The organism is Streptomyces sp. CA-210063 (genome assembly GCF_024612015.1).
Classification (GTDB): Bacteria; Actinomycetota; Actinomycetes; order Streptomycetales; family Streptomycetaceae; genus Streptomyces.
Map to the genome: position 1 here is coordinate 2,543,388 of NZ_CP102512.1, position 14,298 is coordinate 2,557,685.

The window sequence follows — 14,298 nt, forward strand, 5'->3', positions numbered from 1 at the left end:
TTGTCTTCCCGTGACCGCCGCCTACGCAGCGTCGACCTTACGGCCAATAATCACGGCAAAGGGGACAGAGGCGACCCGGCGCCACCTCTTTGACGCAACCCTGACGCCGACGCCCCGAAAGGGACGCGGGGAACTGCGCGACCAGCCCCAACGGACTCGCAGTTCCCCGACGGCCCTACCCGGCGAAGCGTCTAGCGGACCTCGGTGGTCTCCGGTCCGCGCTGCAGCTGTCCCATGCCACCGGAGAAGCGGGAACCGGCCTGCTCCTCCTGCTGGACGCCCTCGGGGACCATCTGGGCGTCGTTCGGCAGCTTCAGGACGATCGGGTCGCGCGGAGCCATGGGGCCTTCGCCGCGGACGACGACCGTGTCCCGGAAGATCTGCTCCAGCAGCCCGGCGGTCCCCGGCTCCACCGCGCCCCGGCCGGAGATCACACCGCGCAGGAACCAGCGCGGCCCGTCCACACCGACGAACCGGACGACCTGGAAGCCGCCCGTGCCGTCCGGCAGCTGCACCGGAACCTGAGCACGGAGCTCCCAGCCCAGCGGACCCTCGACCTCGTCGATGACACCGCCCTGCTGGGTGATGCCGCTGGCGATCTCCTCGCGGACCTCGCCCCAGATGCCCTCGCGCTTGGGAGCGGCGAAGGCCTGCAACTGGACCGCGCTGTCGCGCAGCACCACGGTCGCAGCGACGATCGCGTCACCCGCGACCTCGACCCGCAGCTCCATGCCGTCGACTCCGGGCACGAAGATGCCACCGAGGTCCACCCGGCCCTCGCCGGGCTCGCGCACCTCGGTGCTGTCCCACGGCCCGTCGGGCCGAGGCTCGGGTTCGAGCCGTACGCGCTCCCGCTCGCCCTCGTCCGCCTCGGTGTCGACGTCCCCAGCGACGCCGTCGACCTGCTCGGCCTCGCTCGCCGCGTCCGCCGCGTCCTCAGCGGAACCCTTCTTCTTGCGACGTCCGAACACGTCACTGTCCTTCCCGGTCGGATACGACCGAAGCGTATCGATTCCCACCCGTTGCCAGCCATGGTCCGCCCACGGCGGCATGACCGCCGGTGGACCCGAAGCCCCCCTCGGCCCGCGCCGAGTCGGGAAGCTCCGCCACCTCCTGGAAGCGCACCTTCTCGACCTGCTGGACGACCAGTTGGGCAATCCGGTCGAAGCGCTCGAACCGCACGGGTTGATGCGGGTCGAGATTCACCACGATCACCTTGATCTCCCCACGGTACCCGGCATCAACCGTCCCCGGGGCATTCACCAGGGCGACGCCGCAGCGGGCGGCGAGACCGGATCGTGGGTGCACGAAGGCCGCGTACCCCTCCGGGAGCGCGATGGACACTCCGGTGGGAAGTACGGCCCGTTCGCCCGGCTTCAGTTCCCGGCTCTCCGTGGTGCGCAGATCGGCGCCCGCGTCACCGGGCTGCGCGTACTCCGGCAGCGGAACCTCGGGGTCGACGCGCCGGATCAGCACGTCCACAGGGGTACGGCCGCCGTTCACGGGTTCACCTCGAAGGCCCGGGTCCGCCGGACCTGGTCCGGATCGTTCATGGCCGCCCGGATCTCCTCCTCGCGGCCGTGGTCGACGAAGTGGTCGACCTTGACCTCGACGAAGAGCGCGTCGGCGCGGACGGCCGGCGGACCGTCGGGGCCGCCGATGCGTCCCTGGGCGGTCGCGTAGATCTTCCGCCCGGCCACCGCCGTCACCTCGGCCCTCAGATGCAGCACGGTCCCGACGGGCACGGGCCGCATGAAGTCGGTCTCCAGCCGCCCGGTCACCGCGATGGTGCGCAGCAGCCAGGTGAGGGAGCCGAGGGTCTCGTCGAGGGCACTGGCCAGGATCCCGCCGTGCGCCAGCCCGGGCGCCCCCTGGTGCGCGGGTTTCACCGTGAACTCGGCGGTGAGGGACACGCCCTCACCGGCCCGGGCCTCGAGGTGCAGCCCGTGGGGCTGTTCCCCGCCGCATCCGAAACACTGCCCGTAGTGCGCACCGAGCAACTCACCCGGGGCGGGTGCCTCGGGATGCCGAACGGGCGCCGTGGCGTCCGCCGGGGGCTGCAGGGCCGCGGAAGTACCTCTCACAGCCGCAGACCTTACCCGTCCGTCAGCGTCCGGCCATCGTCCCTACGGGCAGGGTTTCCCCTCGGGCGCCCCTACGTCCGGGGGCGGACGGGCAGCGTGCCAAGCTTGACGCCATGCAGCTCTCCGCCTCGCCGTACGAAGAACGCCTCACCGCTCCCCGCACCTGGTGGCTCGTCTGCTTCCTGACCGGCGTATCGATGGCCTTGATCCTGCTCCCGTTCGGCACGCTCCCCCTGCTGGGCGGGCTCGCCGGCGGCACCGCGGCCGCGGCGGTCGTCACCAGTTCCTACGGCTCGGTCCGCATCCGCGTCGTCGGCGGCTCCCTGATCGCGGGCGAGGCGAAGATCCCGGTGACCGCCCTCGGCGAGCCCGAGATCCTGGACCCGGAGGAAGCCCGCGCCTGGCGCACGCACAAGGCCAACCCGCACGCCTTCATGCTCCTGCGTGCCTACGTCCCCACCGCCCTCCGCATCCCGATCACCGACCCGGCCGACCCGACACCGTACGTGTACCTGTCGACCAGGGAGCCGGAGCGCTTGGTGGCGGCGCTGGAGGCGGCGAAGACGGTGGCGTAGTTTTTCTCGCCCAAACTCTTACCGCCGACAGGCAAAACTCCGGTCAGCCTCCGCCGAGTTCCTTCGGCAGCTCCCCCACCCGCAGGGGATCGACCGGTTTCTCCAGCGGCGGCAGTTCCGGCAATGCCTCCCACGGCACCTGAATCCGCCGCAGATCCTTCCGAATCCGCTCCGCGAGGTGCTTGGTGTCCCGGCGGTTCATCACCGCCCCGACCGCGGCCCCGACCAGGAACGGCATCAGATTCGGCAGATTCCGCACCATGCGCTTCATGATCTGCTGCCGCAACTGCCGTTTCATCTGCCCGCCGAGCGCCGAGTTGACCGTCGACGGCTTGGTGACGTCGATACCACGCTCACCGGACCAGGAGTCCAGATAGGCGGTGCTGCGCTGCCGCAGATTCCCGGGCGGCCGGGCCCCGTAGACCTCGTGCAGTTCGGCAATGAGTTTCAGCTCGATCGCGGCGACCCCGGTGATCTCGGCGGCCAGCTCCGCGGGCATGGCCGGCGGCGCCGGCAGCATCGCGGCGGCGCCGACGCCCGCGCCCACCGTGGCGGACGCGTTCGCCGCCCCCGCGACGAGCCTGTCGGCGATCTGCTCGGGCCCCAGGCCCGGGAACTGGGCGCGCAGGGTCGCGAGGTCGCGTACGGGGATCCGTGGAGCGATCTCGATGACGCGGTCGGTGAGGTACGCGAGGCCCGCTCTGGCCCCTTCACCGCTTTTCCGGGCCCCGACCTTGAGGCCCTGTTTGAGTCCGTCACGGACGACGGCAGCGCGCCGTCCGGCGACCGGCGCCGGAGTGTCCACCGGTACGGGCAGGCGTCCCTGCTCATCCGTGGCGCCCCCCGACGCCGTGCCGGACGCACGCTCGAGCGAGGCCGCTCCCTGGTCGGAGGAGCCCCGCTCGTCGTCACGCACGCCGTCAGGGCCGTCGTACGGCCCTTGGTCCGCCCCCTTGCGGGAGCGGCGCTTCCAAGGAGGGGTCGAGCCAGTCACGGCCGACCCTGCCTCAGTCGCAGTCGCGGCAGATCGGCTGACCGTTCTTCTCGCGGGCCAGCTGGCTGCGGTGGTGCACCAGGAAGCAGCTCATGCAGGTGAACTCGTCCTGCTGCTTGGGCAGGACCCGGACGGCCAGCTCCTCGTTCGAGAGGTCGGCCCCGGGCAGTTCCAGGCCTTCTGCGGCCTCGAACTCGTCGACGTCCACGGCGGAGGTCGACTTGTCGTTCCGGCGAGCCTTGAGTTCTTCCAAGCTGTCCGAGTCGACGTCGTCGTCGGTCTTGCGTGGGGTGTCGTAATCCGTTGCCATGTCGCGCTCTCCCCCTCTGGGTGTCTGCGGTGTCTCCAGCGCACGTAACGCGTGAGAGGCCGGACTTGTGCCCGACCTGAGGCGGAGATTTTGCCTCACATCAAGGTCTGTTACTCAATCGACACCCAACCGGACTCCTCAAGAGTGATCGGCTTGGATGGCGAACGGGACCGTACACGGTCCTGAGGCTGCATATCAAAGGCGCTTCAGCATCTACTTCCCGTGATCTCAACCCCCGAAAACCCGGATTTTCCCGGCTTTCCGACGGCAACATGATCACGCTCAGTAGATGGCTGGAAAATCGCCCATGTGATCGATCACACATTGGTCGCGCGCGACCGTTTCGATCAGTCGTCCGGAAAATTCCGCGCAAAGCGAACACGTCCCGGAACCGGGGTCATTTTCTCAGATGGGAAGGGTCACCCGCATCACGAGCCCGCCTCCCTCACGTGGTTGGGCGGCGATGTGGCCGCCGTGCGCGCGGGCCACGGACCGGACGATCGACAGGCCGAGGCCCACGCCCTTGTCGCTGCCCGTGCGCTCCGTACGCAGCCGCCGGAACGGCTCGAAAAGGTTGTCGATCTCGTACGCCGGGACCACGGGACCGGTGTTCGTGACCACGAGCACCGCCTGTCCGTGCTGGAGCTCGGTCGTGACTTCCACCCAGCCTCCCGGGCCCTGCACGTTGTACCGGACGGCGTTCTGGACGAGGTTCAGGGCGATCCGCTCCAGCAGCACGCCGTTGCCCTGGACGACCGCGGGGGCCCGCTCGCCGCGGATCTCCACCTTCTTGGCGTCCGCCTCGGAGCGCACCTGGTCGATGGCCTGGGAGGCGACCTCGGCGAGATCCACGGGCTTGCGCTCGACGATCTGGTTGTCGCTGCGGGCGAGCAGCAGCAGACCCTCGACGAGCTGCTCGCTGCGCTCGTTGGTGGCCAGCAACGTCTTGCCCAACTGCTGCAGTTCGGCCGGCGCGTTCGGATCGGACAGATGCACCTCCAGCAGCGTGCGGTTGATCGCGAGCGGTGTTCTCAGCTCGTGCGAGGCGTTGCCGACGAACCGCTGCTGGGCCGTGAAGGCCCGCTGGAGCCGCTCCAGCATGTCGTCGAAGGTGTCCGCCAGCTCCTTCAGCTCGTCGTCCGGGCCATCCAGCTCGATACGGCGGGACAGGTCCGAACCGGCCACCGCGCGCGCGGTCCGGGTGATCCGGCCGAGCGGCGCGAGTACCCGGCCCGCCATCGCGTAGCCGAAGGCGAACGCGATCACGGCGAGCCCCAGCAGGGCCAGCAGGGAGCGGCTGAGCAGGCTGTCCAGGGCGACCTTGCGCTGGTGGTCGATACAGGCCGCGATCGCCGCGTTGAAGTCGGTGAGCGGCACATTGTTCGAGTCGGCGTCGACGGCGGGGCACTTCTCGCTGGAGACGCTGATGTCGGTGCCGCCGACGATCTTGAACAGCGGCTGGTTGCCCGTGGTGATCGCCTGGGCGGCCAGCAGATAGATGATCGACAGCAGCAGGATCCCGGCGATCAGGAACATGCCGCCGTAGAGCAGCGTGAGCCGTATCCGGATGGTCGGGCGCAGCCACGGGAGCGGGTTCTGCGGCCTCCTGGGGTCCCAGGTGGGCTTCGGGGGCGCCAGCGGGGGCGCGGGGGTCGTGGCCACGGCGGATCAGATCCGGTAGCCGGAGCCGGGCACGGTGACGATGACCGGTGGTTCGCCGAGCTTGCGGCGCAGCGTCATGACCGTCACGCGCACGACGTTGGTGAACGGGTCGGTGTTCTCGTCCCAGGCCTTCTCCAGCAGTTGCTCCGCCGAGACGACGGCGCCCTCGCTGCGCATCAGCACCTCCAGGACCGCGAACTCCTTGGGCGCGAGCTGGACCTCCTTGCCGTCGCGGAAGACCTCGCGGCGGTTGGGGTCGAGCTTGATGCCGGCGCGCTCCAGGACGGGGGGCAGCGGCACGCTCGTACGCCGGCCGAGGGCCCGCACGCGCGCGATCAGCTCGCTGAACGCGAACGGCTTGGGCAGATAGTCGTCGGCGCCGATCTCCAGGCCCTCGACCCGGTCGCTGACGTCGCCGGACGCGGTGAGCATCAGCACGCGCGTGGGCAGCCCGAGCTCGACGAGCTTGCGGCAGACGTCGTCACCGTGGACGAGGGGGAGGTCGCGGTCGAGGACGACCACGTCGTAGTCGTTGACGCCGATGCGTTCCAGGGCGGCCGCACCGTCGTACACGACGTCGACGGCCATGGCCTCCCGGCGCAGTCCGGTGGCCACCGCATCGGCGAGCAGTTGCTCGTCCTCGACGACGAGTACGCGCACGTCGCTTGTCCTTCCTGTGTCCACCCGCGTAGCGCGTCACAAGCGCACACGGGCAGGGTGTTCGTGGGTGTGTGACCTCCATCCTGCCTTTTTCGGCCGTAAGTCGGCTGTAAGGCGACCCCGCTTCGGCCGGGTGCGGGGGCGCGGCCGGGAATGCGGGACTTTTTCGTCCGGTTGAGGTTTCCGTCAGAGAGACCGGGGGGAGGACGGCTTTACACCCCGCGATCACGCTCTGCTTGTGCCGCACCACCATGCGGTACGCGGCGATCCGCTTCTCCGCAGAGCGGGCGTGGGTGTCCGGCACCGTCGCCGCCCGGCCAGGGCAGCGCTGGGCATCCACAAGAGACGTGATCGCCCCTTCCGAACGGCACACCCCCGTGCCATCGACCCACGACCCAGGACGAGGGGGCGCAGCATGGACGCATTCACCGCAGGACTTCTGCAGCGCATAAGGGCGACCGAGTCCGACCTGACCAGGGCTCGCGACGAGGGCGACGACTTCCTCGTCGAGGTGGAGCAGGGCGAACTCGACGACCTGCGCCGCCTCGCCGCCGATCACGGTGTGGAGGTCGGCGCGTACAGCGTCTGATCGACAGCGCGACGCACGACAGCGGGACCTCCGGCGGATCCAGGCCGGGGGTCCCGCTTCGTTTTCGGCCGCCTTCGGCGGGTCCGTCAGTCGTGCCAGGCTCCCAGGTCCTCCAGACGGGCCTGGAGGACCTCGAAGAGGCCGGGTGGGCCCGCGATGGTCAGGTCGGGTGAGAGGGGCTCTGAGGGGCGGCCACCGGTCAGGGCGCCCGCTTCCCGGGCGATGAGGTCGCCCGCCGCGTAGTCCCAGGCGTTCAGACCGCGCTCGTAGTACGCGTCCAGGCGGCCCACGGCCACGTCGCACAGGTCGATCGCGGCCGAGCCGCCGCGCCGGATGTCCCGGACCTGGGGGATCAGCTCACGCAGTACGTCGGCCTGCCTCGCCCGGCGCTCGGCGAGGTAGCCGAAGCCGGTGCCGAGGAGGGCCAGCTCCAGGGAGGGCGCGGGCCGCACGCGCGCGGGGCGGTCGTTCAGGTACGCGCCCTCGCCGAGGACGGCCCGGAAGGTCTCGCCGCGCACCGGGGCGTGGACCACGCCGACGACGGTCTCGCCGTCCACCCGGGCCGCGATGGACACGGCCCAACTCGGCAGTCCGTACAGGTAGTTGACGGTGCCGTCGATGGGGTCGATCACCCACTGGACGCCGCTGGTGCCCTCGACGCTGGCGCCCTCCTCGCCGAGCACGCCGTCGTGCGGCCTGCGCTCGGCCAGCAGGCCGGTGATCAGCTTCTCGGAGGCGATGTCCATCTCGGTGACGACATCGACCGCGCTGGACTTGGTGGCGGCCACGCCGAGATCGTCGGGCCGGCCGTCGCGCAGGAAGGCTCCCGCGCGGTGGGCGGCGTCCAGGGCGATCTCCAGAAGTTCGGCCTTCAGGCCGTCCGGACGCTCGGGCTGGTCGGTCATGGTGCTCCTCATGCGTACGGGCTGTCGGCGCCCGCGGCGGCGGGCCGCGGGGTGCGGGCCGGGCAGCAGCCGACCGGGCACAGGTTGTGGCCGGCGCCGAGCGCGCCGAGGGCACAGGGGGTCACGTCCTGGCCCCGCTCGGTATCGGCGCGCTCCAGGACCAGGTCGCGGATCGCGGCGGCGAACCGCGGGTCGGCGCCCACGGTGGCCGAGCGGCGGACCGGCAGGCCCAGCTCCTCGCCCTTGGCCATGGCCTCGGTGTCGAGGTCGTACAGAACCTCCATGTGGTCCGAGACGAACCCGATGGGCGCCATCACGACGGCCGGGACACCGGAGCCGTGCAGCTCCTCCAGGTGGTCGCAGATGTCCGGCTCCAGCCAGGGGATGTGCGGGGCGCCGGAGCGGGACTGGTAGACGAGCTGCCAGGGGTGCTCGACGCCGGTCCGCTCGCGCACGGCGTCGGCGATGAGCTGGGAGACGTCCAGGTGCTCCGCGACGTACGCGCCGCCGTCCCCGTGGCCCTCGACCGGGCCGGAGGTGTCCGCGGAGGCGTTCGGGATGGAGTGCGTGCAGAAGGCGATGTGCGCGCCGTCGCGGACGTCCTCGGGGAGGTCGGCGAGCGCTTCCACGACGCCGTCGATCATCGGCTCCAGGAAGCCCGGGTGGTTGAAGTAGTGCCGGATCTTGTCGATCCTCGGCAGCTCCAGGCCCTCGGCCTCCAGGGCGGCGAGCGAGTCGGCGAGGTTCTCGCGGTACTGGCGGCAGCCCGAGTACGAGGCGTACGCGCTGGTGGCGAGGACCAGGACGCGGCGGCGGCCGTCGGTGACCATCTCGCGCAGGGTGTCGGTCAGGTAGGGCGCCCAGTTGCGGTTGCCCCAGTAGATCGGCAGGTCCAGACCGTGCTCGGCGAAGTCCTTGCGGAGGGCGTCCAGCAGGGCCCGGTTCTGGTCGTTGATGGGGCTGACCCCGCCGAACAGGAAGTAGTGCTGCCCGACTTCCTTGAGGCGTTCCTTGGGGATGCCGCGCCCCCGCGTCACGTTCTCCAGGAACGGGACCACGTCGTCCGGGCCCTCCGGGCCGCCGAACGAGAGCAGGAGCAGGGCGTCGTAGGGGGTGGCGTCGTGCGCGTGTGGCATGTCTCCGATCCTGCCATCCGGCGCCGACAGCCAGGGTCCCGGCCCATGCCCGAGGATGACTTAGGGTTACCTCACCCGTAAGCTGTATCGACGGAATTCACGCCTTACGAGGAACCAGTTCCTCCCCTTACCGGACCGACCGGAGCCCCCGTGCCCAGCCCTTACACCGCCCTCTTCGCCGCACCCGGCACCAAGGGCTTCACCGCCGCGGGTCTCCTGGGTCGGATGCCGCTGTCCATGATGGGCATCGGCGTGGTCACGATGATCTCCCAGCTCACCGGGCGGTACGGTCTGGCCGGCGCGCTCTCGGCGACCATCGCGCTGTCCGCCGCCGTGCTCGGCCCGCAGATCTCCCGCCTGGTGGACCAGTACGGGCAGCGGCGGGTGCTGCGCCCGGCGACCCTCTTCGCGCTCGCCGCGTCCGCGGGGCTGCTGTTCGCCGCGCACCACCGCTGGCCGGACTGGGTCCTGTACGTCTGCTCGGCGGGCATCGGCTGCGTGCCGAGCCTCGGCGCGATGACCCGGGCGCGCTGGGCGGCCCTGTACCGGGGCACCCCGCACCTGCACACCGCGTACTCCTTCGAGTCGGTCGTCGACGAGGTCTGCTTCATCTTCGGGCCGATCATCTCCATCGGGCTGTCCACGGCGTGGTTCCCGGAGGCCGGGCCGCTGCTCGCCGCCTGCTTCCTCGCGGTCGGCGTCTTCTGGCTGACCGCCCAGCGCGCCACCGAACCGGCGCCGCATCCGCGCGAGCACCACGACCAGGGCCGCTCGGCGCTGCGCTCGCCCGGACTGCGGGTCCTGGTGGCCACCTTCGTGGCGACCGGGGCGATCTTCGGGGCCGTCGACGTGGTCACCGTGGCCTTCGCCGAGGAGCAGGGTCACAAGGCCGCCGCGAGCGTCGTCCTGGCCGTCTACGCGGCCGGTTCCTGCGCCGCGGGCATCGTCTTCGGACTGCTGCGCTTCACAGGGGCCGCCGAGCTTCGCTGGCTGCTGGGCGTGTGTGCCATGGCCGTGAGTATGATCCCCCTCCTACTGGTCGGAAACTTGCCGTTTCTGGCCGTGGCGCTCTTCGTCGCCGGCCTGTCCATCGCACCCACGATGATCACGACGATGGCCCTGATCGAGGAGCACGTACCACGCGCGCAACTGACCGAGGGCATGACCTGGGTGGGCACCGGGCTCGCGGTCGGTGTCGCGCTCGGCTCCTCGGTGTCCGGCTGGGTGATCGACGCGGCCGGGGCCGAGGCGGGGTACGTGGTTCCGGCGGCGTCCGGGGCCGCCGCGGTCGCGGTCGGTTTCCTCGGGTACCGCCGGCTGCGCAGGCCGGCTCCAAGGCGGGGAGGGCCCCATGAGCACCACAGTGATCGGGAAGAGCGGCACGTGGCGTAACTGGGCGGGGAACGTCACCGCCCGGCCCGTACGGGAGGTCACCCCTGTCACCGTCGAGGAACTCGCCGCGGCCGTGCGGAAGGCCGCCGAGGACGACCTCAGGGTGAAGGCCGTCGGTACGGGCCACTCCTTCACGGCCGCCGCCGCGACCGACGGCGTATTGATCCGCCCTCAACTGTTGACGGGCATACGCAAGATTGATCGGGAGGCCATGACCGTCACGGTGGCCGCCGGCACTCCGCTCAAGAGACTCAACATGGCGCTCGCGCGCGAGGGACTGTCGCTCACGAACATGGGCGACATCATGGAGCAGACGGTCTCCGGCGCGACCAGCACCGGCACCCACGGCACCGGCCGCGACTCGGCCTCGATCGCCGCCCAGATCCGGGGACTCGAACTGGTCACCGCCGACGGCTCCGTCCTGACCTGTTCCGCGACGGAGAACCCGGACGTCTTCGCGGCCGCCCGCGTCGGCATCGGCGCCCTCGGCATCGTCACGGCGATCACCTTCGCGGTGGAGCCGATCTTCCTCCTCACGGCACGCGAGGAACCGATGCCGTTCGAGAGGGTGCTGGCCGAGTTCGACGAACTCCACGCCGAGAACGAGCACTTCGAGTTCTACTGGTTCCCGCACACGGGCAACACCAACACCAAGCGCAACAACCGCAGCGCGGGACCCGAGAGGCCCGTGCCGCAGCTGAACAGCTGGTTCGAGGACGAGTTCCTCTCCAACGGGGTATTCCATGTGGCCAACTTGGTCGGCCAGGCGGCCCCCGCCACCATCCCGACGATCGCGCGGATCTCCAGCCGGGCCCTGTCCGCGCGGACGTACACCGACATCCCCTACAAGGTCTTCACGTCTCCGCGCCGAGTGCGCTTCGTGGAGATGGAGTTCGCCGTTCCGCGCGAGGCCCTGGTGGACACGCTGCGTGAACTCAAGGCGATGGTCGACCGTTCGAACCTGCGCGTCAGCTTCCCCGTCGAGGTCCGCACCGCCCCGGCCGACGACATCACACTCTCCACCGCCTCCGGACGCGAGAGCGCGTACATCGCCGTGCACATGTTCAGGGGCACGCCCTATCAGGCGTACTTCACCGCCGCCGAGCGGATCTTCACCGCGCACGAGGGGCGGCCGCACTGGGGCAAGGTGCACACGCGGGACACGGACTACTTCTCCAAGGTCTATCCCCGCTTCGGCGAGTTCACCGCCCTGCGTGACCGGCTCGACCCCGAACGGCGTTTCCAGAACGACTACTTGCGCCGGGTGCTCGGGGCCTAGCCGGTCGGGTGGTTCTGGTGATCGCGTGAAGCAGGTCCCTCCGGAGGTCACGAAAAGGTCTGTTCCGGCGGCCGATTGGCGTCTCTCATGAGAAGTTGAGCGGCGTGCCGATCCACGCAAGTGGCCCGAATGGAGTACTGTTGCGAGCCCTGGGTCCGGACCCTCGCCAGGGTGGCCGGGGCCCTTGAGGACCGCCGGGAGGGGGATCGTTGCACAGGGTGATGAGGTTCGTCACTTAGCGTTGCGAATAGGTAACCGTGCCATAACGGCGGCCTCGGGTTCACGCCCGACACGCCGGGCAACTCGGCAAGGTTGTGGCAGGCTGCACCCGGGCAGGCCACACTCGACTAGCGGAAGCAGCGACGCACGTGACGTCGGCAGGCACCACCCGGGAGGTCCCCATGCCCGAACTGCGTGTCGTGGCCGTCTCCAATGACGGCACACGGCTGGTGCTGAAGGCTGCCGATTCCACGGAGTACACGCTTCCGATCGACGAACGGCTGCGTGCCGCCGTGCGCGGCGACCGTCCTCGCCTCGGCCAGATCGAGATCGAGGTGGAGAGCCATCTCCGCCCCCGTGACATCCAGGCGCGTATACGCGCGGGTGCCACGGCCGAGGAAGTCGCGCAGCTCGCCGGTATCCCCGTCGACCGGGTACGCCGGTTCGAGGGTCCCGTGCTGGCCGAGCGTGCCTTCATGGCCGAGCGGGCCCGCAAGACCCCGGTCCGCCGCCCCGGCGAGAACGCCGGCCCCCAGCTCGGCGAGGCCGTACAGGAGCGACTGCTGCTGCGCGGCGCCGAGAAGGACACCGTGCAGTGGGACTCGTGGCGCCGCGACGACGGCACCTGGGAAGTCCTGTTGGTGTACTGCGTCGCGGGCGAACCGCACTCGGCGAGCTGGACGTACGACCCGCCCCGGCGGCTCGTCCAGGCCGTCGACGACGAGGCGCGTTCGCTGATCGGCGAGTCCGACGACCTCGGGGCGCCCGAGCCGAGCTTCCCGTTCGTGCCGAGGATCGCGCGGCTGCCCCGGGACCGCCCCCTGGACCGCCAGGCGGAACGTCCCGTCCTGCCCGCTCCCCCCGAGCCCGACGAGGAGATCGTGAGCGAGCGCGACTCGCTCACGAGCATCCTGGAGGCCGTCCCCAGCTACCGGGGCGACCTGGTGGTGCCCGAACTGCCCTCCGCCGAACCGCAGGAGGAGCCGGTCGAGGAAGTGGCGGAGGAGGAGTCCGCGGCCCCCGCGGCCTCGGCCGGTTCCGCCTACGCGGACGTCCTCATGCCGCGGTCGGTCAACGGCCACCGCGACCGGCTCATCGGCGCCACCGACCGCCAGGCCGAGGCCGACGGCGTCCGGCCGGGTCGTCGCGCGGCCGTGCCGAGCTGGGACGAGATCGTGTTCGGTACGCGACGCAAAAAACAGGAGTAGCGGGACTACAGCGGTGTGCGGCGAGACTGATCGTTCAAGCAGATCCGTTTCTCTTCTGTGCAGGATCGGTCATTCATACGTCTGTGGGGCCCGTGTCGTTCAGACACGGGCCCCACGGCATGCCGTCAGCGCCGGCTCACTGCGGGTCGGGTCCGGTGGCGACCGGGCGGCTGCCGTCCCGGGACCACTCCGACCACGAGCCGACATAGAGGGCGGCCGGGATGCCCGCGACGGCCAGTGCCAGCACCTGGTGGGCGCCGGAGACGCCCGAGCCGCAGTAGACGCCGACCTCGGACTCGGCGGTCGCGCCGAGTCCCTTGAAGCGGTCGGCGAGTTCGGCGGCGGACCGGAAGCGGCCGGATTCGGCCACGTTCTCCGTGGTCGGGGCCGACACCGCGCCCGGGATGTGGCCGCCGACCGGGTCGATGGGTTCCACGTCGCCGCGGTAGCGCTCGGCGGCGCGCGCGTCCAGGAGCAGCCCGGTGCGGGCCAGCGTGGCGGTGCCGTCCGCGTCGAGCAGCGGCAGCGCGCCGGGAACGGGCTCGAAGGTGCCGGGCGCAGGCTCCGGGATCTCGGCCGTCAACGGGCCCTCCCAGGCTGCCAGACCGCCGTCCAGGACCCGCACCGACGGGTGACCCGCCCAGCGGAGCAGCCACCACGCGCGCGCGGCGGCCCAGTTGAGCCCGCCGTCGTAGACGACCACGGGGCGGTCGGCGGAGACCCCGGCCGCCCGCATCGCCGTACCGAAGGCATCGAGGTCGGGCAGCGGATGGCGGCCGCCGGAGCCTGCGGGGCCGGCGAGTTCGGAATCCAGATCGACGAAGACGGCCCCGGGGATGTGCGCCCGCTCGTACTCGGGGCGCAGGTTCGGGCCGCCCAACTGCCAGCGGACGTCCAGGAGGACCGGTGGGCGCGCTCCCGCCAGCTCGCTCGCGAGGTCGGCGGCGGAGATGATGGCGTTCATGGCCCCATCCTCGCGTACGGGGTGGCCGCGTCGTCCAGGTCCGGCTACTCTGCCCGCCGGGCGTTCCCGATCACCGGGCGTACGGGACCGGGCACATGCCGTACAACCGATGGTCACCGCACGGCGGCGAAGCGGAAAGCGACCGGTGCCGGCGAGCCGGGCATCCTCGCGTTCGGACGCGTCGCGCGGCGGTGCGGCGGTGCGGCGCGGGCCCATGGCACTACGGGTGGTGCGAGCATCGGCACGGCGCGTGATCGCATGTGGACGCGGTACACGCGTACGGAGGGCGGACGGACACGGCCGCCGCAAGGGGTCGAGGAG

Annotated in this window: 15 protein-coding genes; 5 read left to right on the forward strand and 10 right to left on the reverse strand. The window is 70.8% G+C overall.

Features of this window, described 5'->3' with window-relative positions; genetic code table 11:
- Positions 1-191: 191 nt before the first annotated feature.
- From JIX56_RS10995 to JIX56_RS11005, 3 genes are read right to left on the reverse strand one after another with little or no spacing between them, the layout of a single operon-like run.
- Positions 192-971: a DUF3710 domain-containing protein gene (locus JIX56_RS10995; protein ID WP_257539700.1), complete on the reverse strand. Its 780-nt coding sequence runs from the start codon at positions 969-971 to the stop codon at positions 192-194.
- Between the two features lies 1 nt (position 972).
- A complete protein-coding gene (dut, locus tag JIX56_RS11000; protein ID WP_257539702.1) occupies positions 973-1,503 on the reverse strand; it encodes a dUTP diphosphatase in 531 nt (176 codons plus the stop codon).
- A complete protein-coding gene (locus JIX56_RS11005; protein WP_257539704.1) occupies positions 1,500-2,084 on the reverse strand; it encodes a PaaI family thioesterase in 585 nt (194 codons plus the stop codon). Before JIX56_RS11005 ends, dut begins: the two co-directional genes overlap by 4 nt.
- Before the next feature lie 113 nt (positions 2,085-2,197).
- On the opposite strand from JIX56_RS11005, the gene JIX56_RS11010 reads away from it, so the two are divergent.
- Positions 2,198-2,659 (forward strand): DUF3093 domain-containing protein, encoded by a 462-nt coding sequence (locus JIX56_RS11010; RefSeq protein ID WP_257539706.1) that lies wholly within the window; start codon positions 2,198-2,200, stop codon positions 2,657-2,659.
- Positions 2,660-2,702: 43 nt separating this feature from the next.
- On the opposite strand, the gene JIX56_RS11015 is transcribed toward JIX56_RS11010, so the two are convergent.
- The 4 genes from JIX56_RS11015 to JIX56_RS11030 all read right to left on the reverse strand — a co-directional run bounded on the left by JIX56_RS11015 (position 2,703) and on the right by JIX56_RS11030 (position 6,285).
- Positions 2,703-3,653, reverse strand: coding sequence for an EcsC family protein (locus JIX56_RS11015; protein WP_257539708.1), 951 nt, complete (start codon positions 3,651-3,653; stop codon positions 2,703-2,705).
- Positions 3,654-3,666: 13 nt separating this feature from the next.
- Positions 3,667-3,963 (reverse strand): DUF4193 domain-containing protein, encoded by a 297-nt coding sequence (locus JIX56_RS11020; protein WP_005481602.1) that lies wholly within the window; start codon positions 3,961-3,963, stop codon positions 3,667-3,669.
- Positions 3,964-4,368: 405 nt separating this feature from the next.
- A complete protein-coding gene (locus JIX56_RS11025) occupies positions 4,369-5,625 on the reverse strand; it encodes a sensor histidine kinase (protein ID WP_257539710.1) in 1,257 nt (418 codons plus the stop codon).
- Between the two features lie 6 nt (positions 5,626-5,631).
- Complete coding sequence (locus tag JIX56_RS11030; protein ID WP_009340866.1) at positions 5,632-6,285, reverse strand: response regulator transcription factor; 654 nt, start codon at positions 6,283-6,285, stop codon at positions 5,632-5,634.
- Between the two features lie 415 nt (positions 6,286-6,700).
- Here JIX56_RS11030 and JIX56_RS11035 point away from each other — a divergent pair, with 415 nt between their 5' ends.
- Positions 6,701-6,874, forward strand: coding sequence for a hypothetical protein (locus JIX56_RS11035; protein WP_192829560.1), 174 nt, complete (start codon positions 6,701-6,703; stop codon positions 6,872-6,874).
- An 86-nt stretch (positions 6,875-6,960) separates the two neighbouring features.
- Here JIX56_RS11035 and JIX56_RS11040 read toward each other — a convergent pair whose 3' ends face one another.
- Both JIX56_RS11040 and JIX56_RS11045 read right to left on the reverse strand, forming a co-directional pair.
- On the reverse strand, positions 6,961-7,779 hold the full coding sequence (locus JIX56_RS11040) for an inositol monophosphatase family protein (RefSeq protein WP_257539712.1): 819 nt from the start codon (positions 7,777-7,779) through the stop codon (positions 6,961-6,963).
- Between the two features lie 8 nt (positions 7,780-7,787).
- The gene (locus JIX56_RS11045; protein ID WP_257539713.1) at positions 7,788-8,915 is read right to left on the reverse strand and encodes a ferrochelatase; all 1,128 of its coding nucleotides are present in this window, start codon (positions 8,913-8,915) and stop codon (positions 7,788-7,790) included.
- Between the two features lie 150 nt (positions 8,916-9,065).
- On the opposite strand from JIX56_RS11045, the gene JIX56_RS11050 reads away from it, so the two are divergent.
- The 3 genes from JIX56_RS11050 (at position 9,066) to sepH (ending at position 13,013) form a co-directional block, all read left to right on the forward strand.
- Positions 9,066-10,307, forward strand: a complete 1,242-nt coding sequence (locus tag JIX56_RS11050) for an MFS transporter (protein ID WP_257539715.1) — start codon at positions 9,066-9,068, stop codon at positions 10,305-10,307.
- Positions 10,267-11,586 (forward strand): D-arabinono-1,4-lactone oxidase, encoded by a 1,320-nt coding sequence (locus JIX56_RS11055; protein WP_257539717.1) that lies wholly within the window; start codon positions 10,267-10,269, stop codon positions 11,584-11,586. The genes JIX56_RS11050 and JIX56_RS11055 overlap by 41 nt, the downstream gene beginning before the upstream one ends.
- A gap of 401 nt (positions 11,587-11,987) precedes the next feature.
- Entirely contained in the window at positions 11,988-13,013 is a 1,026-nt protein-coding gene (sepH, locus tag JIX56_RS11060; protein ID WP_257539719.1) for a septation protein SepH, read from the forward strand.
- 136 nt (positions 13,014-13,149) lie between these two features.
- Here sepH and JIX56_RS11065 read toward each other — a convergent pair whose 3' ends face one another.
- Entirely contained in the window at positions 13,150-13,977 is an 828-nt protein-coding gene (locus tag JIX56_RS11065) for a sulfurtransferase (RefSeq protein ID WP_257539721.1), read from the reverse strand.
- Positions 13,978-14,298: the final 321 nt, after the last annotated feature.